The 14882-nt window shown below is 41.1% G+C and carries 15 protein-coding genes and 1 tRNA gene; 9 read left to right on the top strand and 7 right to left on the bottom strand.

What is annotated here, in order from left to right:
- Positions 1 to 3: 3 nt before the first annotated feature.
- From MSC25_RS18015 to MSC25_RS18000, 4 genes are read right to left on the bottom strand one after another with little or no spacing between them, the layout of a single operon-like run.
- On the bottom strand, positions 4 to 504 hold the full coding sequence (locus tag MSC25_RS18015; RefSeq protein ID WP_004589066.1) for a DUF3299 domain-containing protein: 501 nt from the start codon (positions 502 to 504) through the stop codon (positions 4 to 6).
- 13 nt (positions 505 to 517) lie between these two features.
- Positions 518 to 1813, bottom strand: coding sequence for an FtsX-like permease family protein (locus tag MSC25_RS18010; RefSeq protein WP_248444148.1), 1296 nt, complete (start codon positions 1811 to 1813; stop codon positions 518 to 520).
- Positions 1810 to 2508, bottom strand: coding sequence for an ABC transporter ATP-binding protein (locus MSC25_RS18005; protein WP_248444146.1), 699 nt, complete (start codon positions 2506 to 2508; stop codon positions 1810 to 1812). Before MSC25_RS18005 ends, MSC25_RS18010 begins: the two co-directional genes overlap by 4 nt.
- Positions 2509 to 2519: 11 nt before the next feature.
- Positions 2520 to 3590, bottom strand: a complete 1071-nt coding sequence (locus MSC25_RS18000) for a CDP-glycerol glycerophosphotransferase family protein (RefSeq protein ID WP_198401360.1) — start codon at positions 3588 to 3590, stop codon at positions 2520 to 2522.
- 377 nt (positions 3591 to 3967) lie between these two features.
- On the opposite strand from MSC25_RS18000, the gene MSC25_RS17995 reads away from it, so the two are divergent.
- The 6 genes from MSC25_RS17995 to MSC25_RS17970 all read left to right on the top strand — a co-directional run bounded on the left by MSC25_RS17995 (position 3968) and on the right by MSC25_RS17970 (position 10678).
- The gene (locus tag MSC25_RS17995; protein WP_248444144.1) at positions 3968 to 5071 is read left to right on the top strand and encodes a phosphoribosylaminoimidazolesuccinocarboxamide synthase; all 1104 of its coding nucleotides are present in this window, start codon (positions 3968 to 3970) and stop codon (positions 5069 to 5071) included.
- A 121-nt stretch (positions 5072 to 5192) separates the two neighbouring features.
- On the top strand, positions 5193 to 5852 hold the full coding sequence (locus MSC25_RS17990; RefSeq protein WP_248444142.1) for a methylamine utilization protein: 660 nt from the start codon (positions 5193 to 5195) through the stop codon (positions 5850 to 5852).
- Positions 5845 to 8160 carry an EAL domain-containing protein gene (locus MSC25_RS17985; protein ID WP_248444140.1) on the top strand — a complete coding sequence of 772 codons (2316 nt, stop codon included), beginning with the start codon at positions 5845 to 5847 and terminating at the stop codon, positions 8158 to 8160. The genes MSC25_RS17990 and MSC25_RS17985 overlap by 8 nt, the downstream gene beginning before the upstream one ends.
- Positions 8147 to 8980: a DUF3034 family protein gene (locus MSC25_RS17980; protein WP_248444138.1), complete on the top strand. Its 834-nt coding sequence runs from the start codon at positions 8147 to 8149 to the stop codon at positions 8978 to 8980. Before MSC25_RS17985 ends, MSC25_RS17980 begins: the two co-directional genes overlap by 14 nt.
- Positions 8980 to 9399 (top strand): group 1 truncated hemoglobin, encoded by a 420-nt coding sequence (locus tag MSC25_RS17975; protein ID WP_029773274.1) that lies wholly within the window; start codon positions 8980 to 8982, stop codon positions 9397 to 9399. The genes MSC25_RS17980 and MSC25_RS17975 overlap by 1 nt, the downstream gene beginning before the upstream one ends.
- 175 nt (positions 9400 to 9574) lie before the next feature.
- On the top strand, positions 9575 to 10678 hold the full coding sequence (locus MSC25_RS17970; protein WP_248444136.1) for a capsular biosynthesis protein: 1104 nt from the start codon (positions 9575 to 9577) through the stop codon (positions 10676 to 10678).
- Between the two features lie 29 nt (positions 10679 to 10707).
- Here the strand turns inward: MSC25_RS17970 and MSC25_RS17965 are convergent, their stop codons facing one another.
- Positions 10708 to 11058 (bottom strand): cysteine-rich CWC family protein, encoded by a 351-nt coding sequence (locus MSC25_RS17965; RefSeq protein ID WP_029773276.1) that lies wholly within the window; start codon positions 11056 to 11058, stop codon positions 10708 to 10710.
- Positions 11059 to 11101: 43 nt separating this feature from the next.
- Here MSC25_RS17965 and MSC25_RS17960 point away from each other — a divergent pair, with 43 nt between their 5' ends.
- Entirely contained in the window at positions 11102 to 11428 is a 327-nt protein-coding gene (locus tag MSC25_RS17960) for a hypothetical protein (RefSeq protein WP_055254936.1), read from the top strand.
- Positions 11429 to 11581: 153 nt separating this feature from the next.
- On the opposite strand, the gene asd is transcribed toward MSC25_RS17960, so the two are convergent.
- Positions 11582 to 12460 (bottom strand): archaetidylserine decarboxylase, encoded by an 879-nt coding sequence (asd, locus tag MSC25_RS17955; protein ID WP_004589055.1) that lies wholly within the window; start codon positions 12458 to 12460, stop codon positions 11582 to 11584.
- 15 nt (positions 12461 to 12475) lie between these two features.
- Positions 12476 to 13534 carry a small ribosomal subunit biogenesis GTPase RsgA gene (gene rsgA, locus MSC25_RS17950; protein WP_004589056.1) on the bottom strand — a complete coding sequence of 353 codons (1059 nt, stop codon included), beginning with the start codon at positions 13532 to 13534 and terminating at the stop codon, positions 12476 to 12478.
- A 125-nt stretch (positions 13535 to 13659) separates the two neighbouring features.
- Here rsgA and orn point away from each other — a divergent pair, with 125 nt between their 5' ends.
- Together orn and MSC25_RS17940 are read left to right on the top strand one after the other, a co-directional pair.
- Complete coding sequence (orn, locus tag MSC25_RS17945; RefSeq protein ID WP_004589057.1) at positions 13660 to 14205, top strand: oligoribonuclease; 546 nt, start codon at positions 13660 to 13662, stop codon at positions 14203 to 14205.
- 336 nt (positions 14206 to 14541) lie between these two features.
- Positions 14542 to 14617 (top strand) — tRNA-Gly (locus MSC25_RS17940).
- Positions 14618 to 14882: the final 265 nt, after the last annotated feature.

Below are 14882 nucleotides of genomic sequence, written 5' to 3'. Positions count from 1 at the left end.
GTGTTATAGCTCAAACGGTGCCACACCGACGGCTTTCATTTTATAGCCCACTTGGGCTATTTCACCAGACCAGGTTTCGGTACTGATAACGCCGGTAACAACAATCGCATCATACAGGCTCTCTATGGGTACGCCGCCTTTTACTGTTACATGAACGATTTGATTTGGCGGCGGGGGTGGTACGTGAATACACGCGCCAAAGTATGGCACAAGCAAAAACTCTGTAATGACTTCACTGTCGCCCTCAAGTGGGACAACAAACCCCGGTAAGCTCACTGATTGGCCATTTAATGCTTCAACCACAGGTGCATCTAGCTCTGGCTGCACCCAGTTTTGTTCACTGCCTTCGTGGTTAGCCTGTGCTTGGGTATCTATTTGTACATGCCCTTGCGGGATTAAGTCTTCCCAAAAAATTTCTTTCGGCGGGTTTGCACTACTGACAAAGCTAATAAGTAGGCAGCTTACTAGCGTGCAGTAATAAAGCGCGGATTTAAAAAGTATCATGAAATTCCTAAAGTTAAGTTTTTATACTCATACCATCGCTAAGCGAATAAAAGTAAGCGCGGGTAGCTGGTATTAAGCCAATTATAAACCCAGCGGCCATAATAACGCCTATTAAAGTGAGTTCATAGTAAGAGAGCATGGCAATATTAACGCTTATGCCTGCATGGCTTTGCAAATAGCTGCTACTGATAAGCATAACGCCATAATACAAACCACAGCCAACTAGGCAGCCTAATAACGTTGTAAATAACGACTCCATGCTTATTAGTGTAAATAGCTGCCATGGCCGCGCGCCGACTGAGCGCAATATAGCAAGCTCTCTTCGGCGTTGATTTAAATTGGCCAGTAGTGTGGTCAACATGCCCAATAAACTGACTAATATAACAACGCCTGAAAACAGTAAGAGTACTTTTTCGACAATGGCGAGCATTTGCCACAGCTCTTTTAGGGTCACTGTGGGCATAATGGCCAGAAGTGGCTCTTTTTTGTATTGGTTGATATTACGCCTAATTTGCAATGTGTATAAAGGCGAGTCGAATCCCATTAAAAACGCAGTAATTTGACTTGGCTCACCGGTTAGGTTGTTATGCTCATCGTGCTCATCGTGCTCATCGTGCTCATCGTGCTCATCGTGCTCATCGTGCTCATCGTGTTCATCATTCGCAGAGTGTGAACCACCATGTATTAAATCAATAGCTGCTAGAGGTATGTGTAAGGTTTTATCTACTGGCGTGCCAGTGGCGTTTAAAATACCGACGATAATGAATGGGTTGTCTTTATGATGATGAAAGCTCGTATTACCCATCCCGTGTGAGATCACTATGTTATCACCTAGTGTATACCCTAAACGGCTCGCTACATCGCTGCCAAGTACCACCTGGTTTAAATGCTCAAACGCGTGGCCTTGTTGAAAACTTAACGTTTGTTTTTTACCAAAGCGATAGTGGGTAAAGTAATCACGGCTTGTACCTAGTACAGCTTGGCCTTTGTGGCTGTCGCCTAAACTAATAGGAATACTCCATTTAACACCACGTTGAGCTGCGATGTACTGATAACTTTGCCAGCTCACCCCATTATTGGCGTAACCTATTCTAAATACAGAGGAAAGCAGTAATTGAATATCGCCGGTGCGGGCGCCTACAATTAGGTCTGTCCCAGAGATGGTATTACTAAAACTGGTTTTTGCATCCACGCGAATTCGCTCAATACTTAGTAAAAGCATTACGCTAATAGCAATGGTAAACAATGTGAGCAGTACACTTGCTCGGCGATTTAGCAAACTTTTATAAGCTAACTTAGTCAGGATCATAATTGCTCCTGTAAGCCAACTAGGCTAATTGCACGATTAAATAGCGTTTTTAATGTTTCGTCATGGCTTACAAAGACTAACGTACTGTTGGCGCGCTTAGCCTGTTCGAATAACAGCTTTATAAAGCTTTCTCTATTTGCGGTATCGAGTGCCGAGGTGGGCTCATCAGCGATTATAAGCTCTGGGCTGCCAATAAATGCGCGAGCGGCGGCAACCCGCTGTTGCTGACCAATGCTGAGCGAGGCAACATCTTTACTATGGTAAGACTCACTTAAGCCTAATGCTGTTAATAAGCGTATCGCTTCTTTTTGTAAGCTTGGTTTGGGCTCTGTTATTTGCTGTAAGGCTTTTTGTTTTCTGTTTTTTGAAAATTCACAGCCAAGCGTGACATTTTCAATGGGTGTTAAATACGGTAATAAATTAAAGTTTTGAAAAATATAGCCAATATTCTCCGCTCTAAATACATCTCTTTGCGTATTGCTAAGTGTATTTAAATCGCGATTTAAAATACGTATGTTGCCACTGCTTGGTGTGTTTATACCTGCCAATAGCGCAAGCAGGGTTGATTTACCGACGCCGCTGGGACCATGTAAAAAAATATGCTCGCCTTTATCAATTCTAAGGGTTGGGATATTTAGCGTAGGCTTGGCATCATTTTTATGCCATTTAAAGGTTACATTATCAAGCTCAATCATACAGTGTGGTGTTACCAACCCCAATAATTTAACATTTTTCTCATTTTAAATTGCCTAATAAGGTTTAGAGGTTTAGGTTTCAAATTATTATCGCTATGCAAAAATTCATTTGTCGCATTAAGTACACGCAGGCTAGATTGCCCATCGGTATAAGGATGAAGCTCTTTAGAATAGTTGCTAATTGCTGCCATTAGCTCCTGTGGGTATGTAAGGGCGTAATCAATATTTTTTTCTACTTCTGAAGCTTGCGTAACATCTAATAAATGTGGGAAAGGTTGCCTCGTTCTATACGTTACTACCGGTTTATTTTGTAATAAGAACATTTGCAAGACAGAAGAAGTATCGCACAGCATAACATCTGCAGCTTTAAGTAAAGGCAGTACATTGTCGGTTTCTACAAAAGTTAAGTTTTCATTACTTAAGGCTTTGTATTTATCTACCCACTCCTGTGGCATTTTAGGATGAAATTGCACCAAAATTCGCCATTTCCCTTGCTTACTAAAGTGCTTAATTTGCTCATAAAGCCTAGGTGCAAGTGTGAGCCTGTGTGAAAAGGTGGAACAAATAAGTAATGTCGGGCGTGCATCATTGCTTGCATATGGGTTGTCAGCTTGTGCTGTAAATAAGGGATCTAGAGTTGGCCAGCCAGTTTCAGCTACTTTGAAGTGGCCATGCTTTATGGCTGATTTTGCAAACCGCCTGGTGGTATTTGGACCTTGCGTACAATACAGGTCAAAGCATCCTCTGATTGCAAAATGCCCTTTTTCACCATTTGTATCTCTTTTATGAGCATCAAAACCATGAAATACAGCTACTTTTATCCCAGGGATGAATGTAGGTATTAGGTTAGCTGGGGCGAAAGTTGCGTCGGGTTTCCAAGTATGTACATCTTTTATAGAGTGAAGTTGCTGCTCATCATCATCTAAAAAGTCGGGGTTTACTTCATTACCCGCTAAAAACCACCGAACTTCTCCACCATGGGCTAAAATTTGCGCCTGAAGCGGCCTTAAAATAGCGTATGAATAATTTTGCGAAATATACATTAGGTATTTTTTATTTGCGGTCGCAGTTAGGTAGTCCAAGCGTTACTCCTCTAGTTAGCACGCTAAGTTTACCGCATTATTACAGCCATATAAATATTGCGTGGTTATTTAACCTGAGCTCTGGGTAATAAACCTATCTCTAGCAGCTATTTTCAGCGCTAACTGCGTTGAGTTTACTTGCAATAGGCCAGCTATTGACACGTAAATTCGCCTTACTTTCATTGAAAATCTCTGGCTAGAGAAAATAAATTTAAATATCGCCATAATACAACACGCCCTAGTCAGTCTCTTAACCAGAGTTCAGGTTATTTAGTTTTCAGTGCTGATTGAGCTTTAGGGTAGGCTGATTTATTATATAGCGCTTATAACCCCATACCATACTTTGCTCTATGAGCATCCCTAACCCCGGAGATAGCATGACTAGCTATAAAGTTTTAGACGTAAACGATGACTTACCCATTCGCACTAAAGGTGCCGTACACAGCGGTAAAGTTCGTTCGGTTTATTGGCTAACAGATGAAGACAGCGCACGCCTCATTAAAGAAAAAAACTATAAAGTTCCGCAAGGAACTGAGCTGGCAATTATGGTTATTTCAGACCGTATTTCTGCTTTTGATTGTATTTGGCAAGGCGAAAATGGCTTAAACGGCGTGCCGGGAAAAGGTATTGCGCTTAACTCTGTTGCATCTCATTGGTTTAAGTTATTTGATAAAGCTGGCCTTGCGGGTAACCACATTGTTGATATTCCACATCCTTATGTATGGATTGTGCGCAAAGCAAGTACCGTAAAAGTAGAAGCGATTGCGCGCCAATATATAACCGGCAGCATGTGGCGTGATTACAGTAAAGGGGTTCGCAACTTTTGTGGCATAGATTTACCTGAGGGCTTAAGAGCAAACCAAAAGCTTGAAAACGTACTAATAACCCCTTCTACAAAAGGTATTATCGAAGGCGTGGCTGATATTCCACCTGTTGATGATGTTAATATTACGCGCGCTAATATCACTGATAATTTAGACGTATTTAATTTTAAATCGGCAGAGGATGTGACTAAATACGAAAAGCTATTGGTTGAGGGCTTTAAGCTAATTAGTGAAGAACTGGCAAAGCTTGATCAAATATTTGTAGATACAAAATTTGAGTTTGGTTATGTAGAGGATTTAGACGGTAACCAACAGCTTATTTATATTGATGAAGTAGGCACCCCAGACTCTTCGCGCATATGGGATGGCGCGGCTTACTGCGATGGTAAAATAATCGAAAACTCTAAAGAAGGGTTCCGCCAGTTATTAATTTCTACTGTGCCAGAAAGTGACGTGCTGTTAAATAAAGACCGCATGGATGAGCGTGAGCAGCTTGCTAAAGACTTTATTTTACCAGAATCGGTCATGCTTGAGGTGTCTAACACTTATGTAGGCATTGCCAGTAAAATCATTGGTAAAGAGATTGTAATTCCAGAAGATCCTCGCCAAGAAGTAATTAATATTTTAGATACTGATTACGACCTTATTGTAAAATAGTACAACTAAAGTATTAAAATAAACAAAGCCCAGTCTTTATTTTTAGTTACTGGGCTATATTCCTTGCAATTAGTGCTGGTCTCTAATTAACTTAACCTAAGATTAACTTTTAGGTATTGATATGTTTAGGCAAGTGCAGCAAGTTTTTAATAAAAGAGGTTATTTACTCGCCGCTACTTTATTTTTTAGCCAAGGCGTACTGGGTGAAAATATTGATTTAGTAATTCAAGACCAGCATGGTCAGCCACTAAAAGACGCAATCGTTGAGCTTTATAAGGCGACAAAGTCAGAGCGCACTACGTTACCCGTTGCGGTAATGGACCAAGTACATAAAGCGTTTTTACCTGATTTACTGGTGGTGCAAAAAGGCCAGCAGGTTAACTTTCCTAACAGCGATAATATTCGCCATCATGTTTACTCTTTTTCTCAGGCTAAGCCCTTTCAGCTAAAACTCTATTCAGGCCAACCTAAAGAGCCTATAATTTTTGATCAACAAGGTGTTGTTGTACTAGGCTGTAATATTCATGACTCTATGGTTGGCTATATTTATGTAGCCAATAGTGAACACGTTTATAAAACTAATAATACGGGTAAGTTATCCTTAGACATAACGCCGTTACCGACTACGCTGAGTGTGTGGCATGCGCTACAAACTGCACCGTTGGAAAATAAAAAAATGATAACAATAAACAATAACAATGAGTTACTAATTAAGGTTAATACCTCCACCCCAGCACCGCGAAATACTTTTGGTAGTAAGTTTAAGGGCGGTAATGACTAACAGTTTAAAAAACCGCATTATTGTTTTATGTGTAGGCTTAGTGTTACTGACCACTATGGTGAGCATTGTTAGCTTTTGGTGGTCTACAAGTAAATTTCAAGAAGAAAAAGTAAATCAAGATATTAGCGTAGCGCAAAATGTATATAAGCAATATCTGAGCGCAAAAGAAAGCCTACTGCTTACTGCTGCTAAAGTACTCACTGCCGACTTTGGCTTTAAGCAAGCGGTTGCCACTCGCGATGCAGGCACCATAAGTAGTGTGTTGTTTAATCACAGCCAGCGTATTGATGCAGAGCTTATGCTACTGATTGATTTATCAGGTAAATTAATTTCAGCCAATACTAATGCAGATTTGTACCCTCAAAATTTAAAGCCGTTACTGGATGAGTTATTAACTTCACCAGAGCAATCGAGCTTTGTTGTTCTTAATAATCAGTTATATCAAGTTATTTTACTACCTGTAAGGGCGCCTAGAACCGTTGCATACAGCTTAGTGGGTTTTAAAATTGATGACGAAGTCGCCCTAGAACTTAAAAACCTAACAGGAATGGACGTCAGCTTTATTGCTGAGCAGGACAACCTCGTAAGAAGCTCGTTGCTTAATCGGCCAGAGGTTTTTTCACCTAAAAACTACTTTAACACCACCACAACAACGCGTTTGTTTGGTGATTATCCTGTATATAAAAACCAAGATATTATGTTGCCCTCCCTACAAGGGGATGCGGTAACAATTTTGCTCAGTGCTGATTTAACGCAAAGCTATAACGATTTTGAAAACTTATTGTTTACGCTAATTATTATGGCCATTTTAACGATGCTGGTGGGGGTTATTACCAGTAGTTTACTGGCAAATAACTTAACAACTCCACTCTCTCAGCTTGCAGTTATTGCCAGGCAATTTGCACAAGGTAATTACGCGTTTGAATTTAATGCATCTAAACAAAGTACTGAAATAGCAACCCTTGCTAACGCCTTTGATAACATGGGTAACGATATTAACGAGCGTGAACAAAAAATTAGTTTTCAGGCACGCCATGACTCGCTTACAGGCTTTTATAACCGCTCGGCTATGCTTGAAGTGCTCGATGATGAGCTGACTCCCTCTACACAATACACCCTAGTTGCTATTGATATAAAAGGTTTACGGCATATAAACGATAAGCTTGGTCCACGCGTAGGCGATGAATGTTTAAAAGCGGTTGCCAATCGAATTAGTGGCTTTTCGGACGAACTTGGCGGCTTTCATGCGCGTATTGGTGGCGATGAGTTTTTAACTGTGTTTCCAAGTGCCGCTGCCAGAGAGAAAAAAAGCGGTATAGTTGGTTTAATGGCACAGCTATTAGCGTGTTATACCATTAAAACGTTAAAAATTAACTTACGCTTTAGCGCTGGGGTTGTCGAGTATCCCATGCAAGGTCTTGCCAGCGACGATTTAATGCGACGCGTACTTATTGCCGTAGACAATGCAACAGATAGCCAAGACAGTATTCATTATTACCAAAATGGTGAAGACGAAGCGCATTTAGATCGTCTTAAAATGTTAGATGAGCTTAAACAAGCCATTAGCGATGATGATGGGCAATTATTTATGACCTATCAGCCTAAACTGCATTTACACACACAAAAAATAAATAAAGTCGAATCACTGATCCGCTGGCAACGTAAAGATGGCAGCTGGGTAAACCCAGAACTGTTTATTGATTTAGCCGAGCAATCGGGGCTTATTGTTGAGCTTACATCATGGGTTGTTAACACGGTGGTTTCTCAGGTGGCTGATTGGCAGGCTAAAGGGATTGAAATGCAGGCAGCAATTAATGTATCAGCACAAGATATTGCCTCACCGAGTTTTCATTCAGCGTTAGTGCGTACTCTAAAAAAATACAATGTTGATCCAACCCTCATTACTGTTGAATTAACTGAGCGCGACATGATTGAAAATGAAGAAAAAGGCATAAAAGCATTACAAAACTTAAAAGCCATCGGTGTAAAAATTTCATTGGATGATTATGGCGTAGGGCAAACATCACTGGGGAGATTAAAAATGCTGCCTATTGATGAGCTAAAGTTAGATAAGTGCTTTATTTTAAAGTTAGATGAGTCGCGCAAGGATCAATACATAGTGCAGTCGTCTATTACCTTAGGGCATCAACTAGGCTTTAGCGTTGTTGCAGAAGGCGTTGAAAACAGGGATTCGTTAGACTTACTTAAACTTATGCATTGTGACCATGCTCAGGGTTACTACCTAAGTAGGCCTTTAAAAGCAGAACTATTAGAACAGTGGCTAAAGGAATATTATGAAAAAAGTTAAGTGTTTATTACTTGGGTTATTACTTAGCTCGAGCTTTTCTGGTTTAGCAAGCGATGGTAAATTATTAGCGACCCCCGGGGTTTCGCAAATAGAAGGCAGCGGGGGCGGAGGTATTGTGCCTTGGGCACAGCTTGCAGGTTACGCCAGCGAAGACGAGTTCTCTGTGAATGGCTTTTGTAGCCGTGCAGATGTAACAGACTACACTTTAGATGTATGTGGCGCACAAGTTAACCTATTTAATCGTGTGGAACTTAGCTACGCTCAACAACGTTTTGACGTGCCTGCACTTGGTACCGAAATAGAGCAATCTATCACGGGCGCTAAAATTCGTTTATACGGCGATATAGTTTACAGTGACTGGCCGCAATTGAGTGTGGGTATACAGCATAAATCTCTTGATGATGGCGCTGTTGCGACCCTCGTAGGTGCACAAGATACTAGTGGCACTGATTACTACCTCGCAGCTAGTAAACTCCACTTAGGCGCTGTAGGGGGGCTTAACTGGTTTTGGAACGTCACAACTCGCTACAGTGAGGCTAATCAACTCGGTTTGCTTGGTTATGGTGGGGCAAATGATGATGCAAAAATTTTATTTGAAGGCAGCACCGCTGTGTTTTTGAGCCGAAGTGTTGCCGTAGGTATAGAGTATAGGCAAAAGTCTAATAACCTTAATTTGGGTGAACAAGACTGGAAAGATTTATTTGTTGCTTGGATGCCAAACAAACACGTGAGTGTCACCGCTGCATACTTAGATTTAGGTAGCATTGCAGGTGCGAGCGATCAAACAGGGTGGTACTTATCGGTAACAGGGTATTGGTAATGAAAAACGTTGTCATTTTATGGTTGTGTTTAAGTGCCCTGGCAGGGTGCGCAAGCTCAACAAATTTATCGCTTTATCAACAGCTTGATGGCCGAGCGGGGCTTACGCGTATTGTAGACAGTTTTATTTACCAAATAGGTAATGATGAACAAGTACTGCATTATTTTGAACACAGCGACATAAGCCACTTTAGAGAAGGCTTTATTATGCATATGTGTATGCTAGTTGATGGCCCATGCAAGTACAAAGGTGACTCTATGGTAGATATTCATACTGGGATGCACATAACTGAGAAAGATTTTAACCATGTGGTGGACTTACTTGTAAATGCGATGGAAGAGCAAAATATTAGCCATAGCATACAAAATGAGATTCTATCTAGGATGGCACCGCTGCGTAGTAAAATAATAAGAATTTAGGTAACATCTGTAAATTATTTACTCGTAGCAGTGAACCTTACTTTTGTAATAGTGTCCACTTAGTATTATTTCCTATAAACAATAATTGGCGCGCACAGCTTGTATGTCTTACCTATTTATATCCCGCAAAAATGTACACGCAAAGTACTATAAAAAAATAATCAAAAAGCTGAGTATGGATTGCCAACTGCATGTTATGGGGGCGCCAAAGCTTTCAGCTATACACTATTTAAGTAAAGCGTTTAAAGTTAATTTTAACGATGTTATTAATGCACAACTAAAACGTAAGCGCGCCCGTAATAACCTTTGGAACAATGCTTTAGTATCGGCGGTTTACAAAGTGGGGCTGCGCTTTTTTGAGCGTTTGCGTTACGCAAAATATTTAGCTTTATTAACGGAAGTTAACCCTGATGTAATGGTGATATGGAATGGAAATAAACTGCCTAATACTACCGTTGCTATGGCTGCCAAGGCACTGGGTATTAAGCAATTTTATTATGAAAATGGTTTGCTTCCGGGTACCACCAGTTTAGACCCTCAAGGGATTAACTTTAATGCGTCGCTAAGTCGAGATCCTGATTTTTATTTAAATTTTAATGCAAATAATGCCTTAAACTTTGATGCACCGGCGCTTGTCCCACGAGAAAACCATAAAAAACGCTGTGATTTTGCAGCTGAAAATATACCTGAACGCTACATATTTGTGCCTTTTCAAGTGCCTCACGATACGCAATTAGCGAGCTTTTCGCCATGGATTGACTCAATGGAAATGCTATACGATGAAGTTGTTAGCGCAGTGAAAGCATTGAACGACCCTAGTTTAAAGGTCGTTTTTAAAGAACACCCGTCGTGGCACAAGCATTACACCCATCTATACGATAAAGACCCAATTGCACTATTTGCAAACGGCAATAAAACCTGTGAACTTATTGAATGCGCAGAAGCGGTGATCACTATCAACTCTACGGTCGGTTTAGAAGCACTGTTACTAAATAAGCGCGTAATTACTGTAGGGCAGGCTTGTTATAATATAGAAGGCTTAGTTAAGCATGCTGATACTCGTGAGGGCTTAGCTGCCCAAGTAGCAGATGTAGCTCAAGGGTGGCAGTTTAATCCGCAACTACGCGATAAATTTTTTTGCTATTTAAAGCATGTGTATAGTGTGCCGGGCGTTTGGAAACACGCCGAAGAAGAGCATATCAAAGCAATTGAGTTACGTTTTAAAGGGGCGGATAAATTTGCACAATACAACAACAATGTACCCAACGAACTTATTTAACCGCGTATTGTATATCAACATGTTGTGATTTAGCTGTAAGGACAATTTTTACAGCCATTTTTACAGCATGTTCCTCGCTTTAAAAAAAACCATTTACTAAATACCATGTAGCCATTTTGCATGGTGTAGTCTAGCCCTTCAATTAAATTGTCATTACCTCTAAACTTTTTAGCAAACTCAATTTGTGCTTTGATTGGCTGAGTATAAATATGCGCTAAATAAGCGTTTATTTTATTAAGCGTACATTGCGGGCATAAACAGCTTGTTGCTGACTCTTCAAGCGGTAAAATAGCAGGTAATTGGTTACACCAGCATGCGTTTATATCGTTTACATTACAACTAAGCGCAGTGTGGCATTGTGAGCAGTTTAATCTCGTCATTTTAAGTCTTATCAGCAGTAGAACAGCAAGAATAACAAATATTATGAATATACAAAAAGCATTGGCCGAATTTATTACCTTTGGTGAGCAAAGAGATGATGCTATTAGCGTGATTATTTCTACCCCAGCAGAGGAAGGTGCTCCCGGTTATACACTCACAAAGCCGGTATTGATTGACGTGCTAACACGTTGTGTAAACCACGAAATAGAGATAGATGATTTAGAACTATGGGCAAATGTGGTTGAATCGCGAGATGATATAAATTGCGCCGAACACGAAGGGGTTATTTTTGCGCTCAGTAATAGTGAGCAAATGGGTAAACTTGATAAGCGTAAGCTGACTGTATTATTGAAGTTGCTACAGAGCTAAGCGTAATTTTAGTAATGATTGCATTTAAACCGTTTTAAATTATCATCAGGTGCAGCGAAATTTAACTTAGCTAATAGATTAACATTGCTCTGAACTCAAAACCGTGAGCTACGAGAACAGAGCAGTGTGATAAAACTTCTTTATTCAGAGGGCTTACAGCTCTTCACTTTCTTTAATTGTTGCAAATGCGGTGTTTAAACGTGTTACTGTTTCAGGCAGTTGGTCGTCTAAAATGTCTGCTTTATCTGCACCCCATGCTAGTACCACTGTTGAGCCTAGTTTAAAGCGGCCCATTTCTTCACCTTTTTTAAGGGTGATGGCGTTTTCACCTTTAGTAGGGTAGTTCCAGCTAAACACATCGCTACCGGCGGGTGGTGTTACTGTACCTGCCCAAACGGTCTCTATGCTGGCTACAATGGTTGCGCCTACTAGTACCATAGCAAGTGGGCCAATTTCGGTTTCAAAAATAGCCACTACACGTTCGTTACGAGCAAATAAATTAGGGACATTTCGCGCTGTAAGCGGGTTTACCGAAAATAAGTCGCCCGGTACGTAAATCATTTTACTTAGTGTGCCGTCTATAGGCATATGAATACGGTGGTAGTCTTTTGGCGCTAAATAAATGGTAGCAAATTTTCCACCTAAAAATGGTGTTGTATCATCTTCGGAGCCACCTAATAGTGCTTGTAGACTGTAGTCATGACCTTTTGCTTGTATTAGCTGCCCATCAACAATGTCGCCCAGTTGGCTAATAGCACCATCAACAGGGTGAGTAATTACGTTCTCGCCTTGCGCCATTGGACGCACACCATCTTTTAATGGGCGAGTAAAAAACTCATTAAACGTTTTGTAGTGCGCTGGGTCTTCATACAAAGCCTCGTTCATGTCTACTTTATATTGTTTAATAAATAGTTTAATAAGCGTTGTAGTTAAAGCACCGGCTTTTGCTGCTGCTAATTTACCTACTACGCGTGAAATAAAGTGCTTTGGCATTGCATACTGCATTGCAATTTTAAATTTGTCTAAACTCACAGATTGTTTCCTAAATTAAACGCGAGGTGCGCGTGCACCAGCACGGCCATCGGCCATTGTTTCTAAAATACGGTGGTAGCTGTCGAATCGCAATTGCGAAATATCGCCATCGGCTACCGCTTGTTGAATTATACAGCCTGGGTCGTTTAAATGCTTACAGTCTCTAAAACGACATCCACCTATAAACTCTCTAAATTCTTTAAAGCACCAGGTTACCCGTTCAACATCTAAGTGCCATAAACCAAACTCACGTATTCCCGGTGAGTCAATTAGGTTACCACCACTTGGTAGGTGATGTAAGCGCGATACAGTGGTGGTATGTTGCCCTAAGCCACTGTTTTCTGATACTTCTTTAGTTAATATTTCGGCATCAGGAAGCACAGTGTTGACTAAGGTTGATTTACCTACGCCACTTTGCCCAACAAAAATATTATTTTTATCAACCAGTACGTTTTTTAAATCATCTATGCCTTCGCCGGTTACACTACTTACAAGCAGTACCTGATAACCAAGGCCTCGATAAATATCGAGTACTTTTTGAATTTCATTTAGGCCTTCGTCGTCGATTAAATCGATTTTATTAAGTACTAAAATAGGTTCTATACCCATGTCTTCACAGGCAATTAAGTAACGGTCGATAATACTGGGCGTAAACTCTGGCAGTACCGCTGAGACCATTAAAATTTGGTCAATATTTGCAGCGATTACTTTTACGCCATCGTAAAAGTCGGGACGCGTAAGCTGAGAGCGGCGCTCTTGTGTTGCTTCAATAACGCCTGCTAAGTCGCCTTCACTTACTTTTGCGCGGCGAAATAGTACTTCATCACCACACACTAAGTTAGTAACGGTACGGCGAATATTACAGCGTAATACGTCACCTTCTTGTGTTTCTACATCGGCGTGTTGGCCAAAACGGCTGATCACGACAGCGTTTTCGGTTGCGCCCAGATTATCTGTTTGCCACTCTTGTGCGCCACCTTTTGCCAATTTTGTATCGGCATTATTTAAGCGCTTTTGATGATTAGCCTTGATCCTGCGAGATTGGCCTTTACTTAATTTTTTCTGTTTTGCCACTTTTGGCCTATAACCTTGGTTTAAATGTCGGCTTTGCGTATAAAAAAGCTTTAGCTCGACGGTTGATGCTAATATGATATATCGAAATGCGTTGGATCTAAAGAAAAGCACTGTTTAAGGTTACTATGACTATTAATGAATCTAATTTAATTTGGCTTGATCTGGAAATGACTGGACTTGAGCCGGCCACAGATAAAATACTCGAAATTGCAACAGTAGTAACTGATGCCGATTTAAATATACTCGCGGAAGGGCCTACTATAGCTATTCACCAAAGTGATGAGTTGTTAGATGGCATGGACGAATGGTGTACTACACAGCATGGGAAATCAGGTCTGACGGCCCGTTGTAAAGCCAGTACATATGATGAAGCTTATGCGGTTGAACAAACGCTTAATTTTTTAAAGCAGTGGGTTCCTGCTGGTAAATCACCGATGTGTGGTAACTCAATAGGTCAAGACAGACGCTTTATGAATAAGTATATGCGCGAGCTTGAAGACTTTTTTCATTATCGAAATTTAGATGTAAGCACAATTAAAGAGCTTGCCCGACGTTGGAAGCCTGAGGTACTAGAACAGGTAAATAAAAAAGGCTCTCATTTAGCTCTCGATGACATTAAAGATTCTATTATGGAATTAAAGGTGTATAGAGAAAAATTCTTTAATTTGTAAAAAACACTTGCAAACACATTAGATTATTGTAGAATCCTGCCCCGCTCAAGACGATAACCCTCGCGGGGTTGGTGTGTTTGAGTGGTTTAAATACCATCAGTAATTGCGGCACTAGCTTGGTTGCCAGAACGTAGGACGCGACCTGTCGCGCACCAACGGACAAATTACTGACAATCTTTAAAGCGGCACTAGTTCAGTTGCCAGAATGTAGGACGCGACCTGTCGCGCACCAACGGACAAATTACTGACAAACTATGAAGCGGCACTAGCTCAGTTGCCAGAATGTAGGACGCGACCTGTCGCGCACCAACGGACAAATTACTGACTAACTTTAAAGCGGCACTAGCTCAGTTGGTAGAGCGCGACCTTGCCAAGGTCGAGGTCACGAGTTCGAGCCTCGTGTGCCGCTCCAATTTCTCACCAAAGAAATTGGAGTATTGAATAAAATGTAATGCGGCACTAGCTCAGTTGCCAGAACGTAGGACGCGACCCGTCGCGCATCAACGGACAAATTACTGACAATCTATAAAGCGGCACTAGTTCAGTTGCCAGAACGTAGGACGCGACCCGTCGCGCACCAACGGACAAATTACTGACTAACTATAAAGCGGCACTAGCTCAGTTGGTAGAGCGCGACCTTGCCAAGGTCGAGGTCACGAGTTCGAGCCTCGTGTGCC

This window comes from Pseudoalteromonas sp. 1CM17D (assembly GCF_023161805.1).
GTDB classification, from domain to species: Bacteria; Pseudomonadota; Gammaproteobacteria; order Enterobacterales; family Alteromonadaceae; genus Pseudoalteromonas; species Pseudoalteromonas atlantica.
The sequence above is the reverse complement of the archived record's forward strand: the minus strand, read 5'-3'. Positions and strand labels throughout refer to the sequence as shown.

Bases quoted from the DNA above. Each gene is read 5' to 3' on its own strand.
- MSC25_RS18015 (WP_004589066.1), bottom strand. From the start codon at position 504: ATGATACTTTTTAAATCCGCGCTTTATTACTGCACGCTAGTAAGCTGC.
- MSC25_RS18010 (WP_248444148.1), bottom strand. From the start codon at position 1,813: ATGATCCTGACTAAGTTAGCTTATAAAAGTTTGCTAAATCGCCGAGCA.
- MSC25_RS18005 (WP_248444146.1), bottom strand. From the start codon at position 2,508: ATGATTGAGCTTGATAATGTAACCTTTAAATGGCATAAAAATGATGCC.
- MSC25_RS17995 (WP_248444144.1), top strand. From the start codon at position 3,968: ATGACTAGCTATAAAGTTTTAGACGTAAACGATGACTTACCCATTCGC.
- MSC25_RS17990 (WP_248444142.1), top strand. From the start codon at position 5,193: ATGTTTAGGCAAGTGCAGCAAGTTTTTAATAAAAGAGGTTATTTACTC.
- MSC25_RS17985 (WP_248444140.1), top strand. From the start codon at position 5,845: ATGACTAACAGTTTAAAAAACCGCATTATTGTTTTATGTGTAGGCTTA.
- MSC25_RS17980 (WP_248444138.1), top strand. From the start codon at position 8,147: ATGAAAAAAGTTAAGTGTTTATTACTTGGGTTATTACTTAGCTCGAGC.
- MSC25_RS17975 (WP_029773274.1), top strand. From the start codon at position 8,980: ATGAAAAACGTTGTCATTTTATGGTTGTGTTTAAGTGCCCTGGCAGGG.
- MSC25_RS17970 (WP_248444136.1), top strand. From the start codon at position 9,575: ATGGATTGCCAACTGCATGTTATGGGGGCGCCAAAGCTTTCAGCTATA.
- MSC25_RS17965 (WP_029773276.1), bottom strand. From the start codon at position 11,058: ATGACGAGATTAAACTGCTCACAATGCCACACTGCGCTTAGTTGTAAT.
- MSC25_RS17960 (WP_055254936.1), top strand. From the start codon at position 11,102: ATGAATATACAAAAAGCATTGGCCGAATTTATTACCTTTGGTGAGCAA.
- orn (WP_004589057.1), top strand. From the start codon at position 13,660: ATGACTATTAATGAATCTAATTTAATTTGGCTTGATCTGGAAATGACT.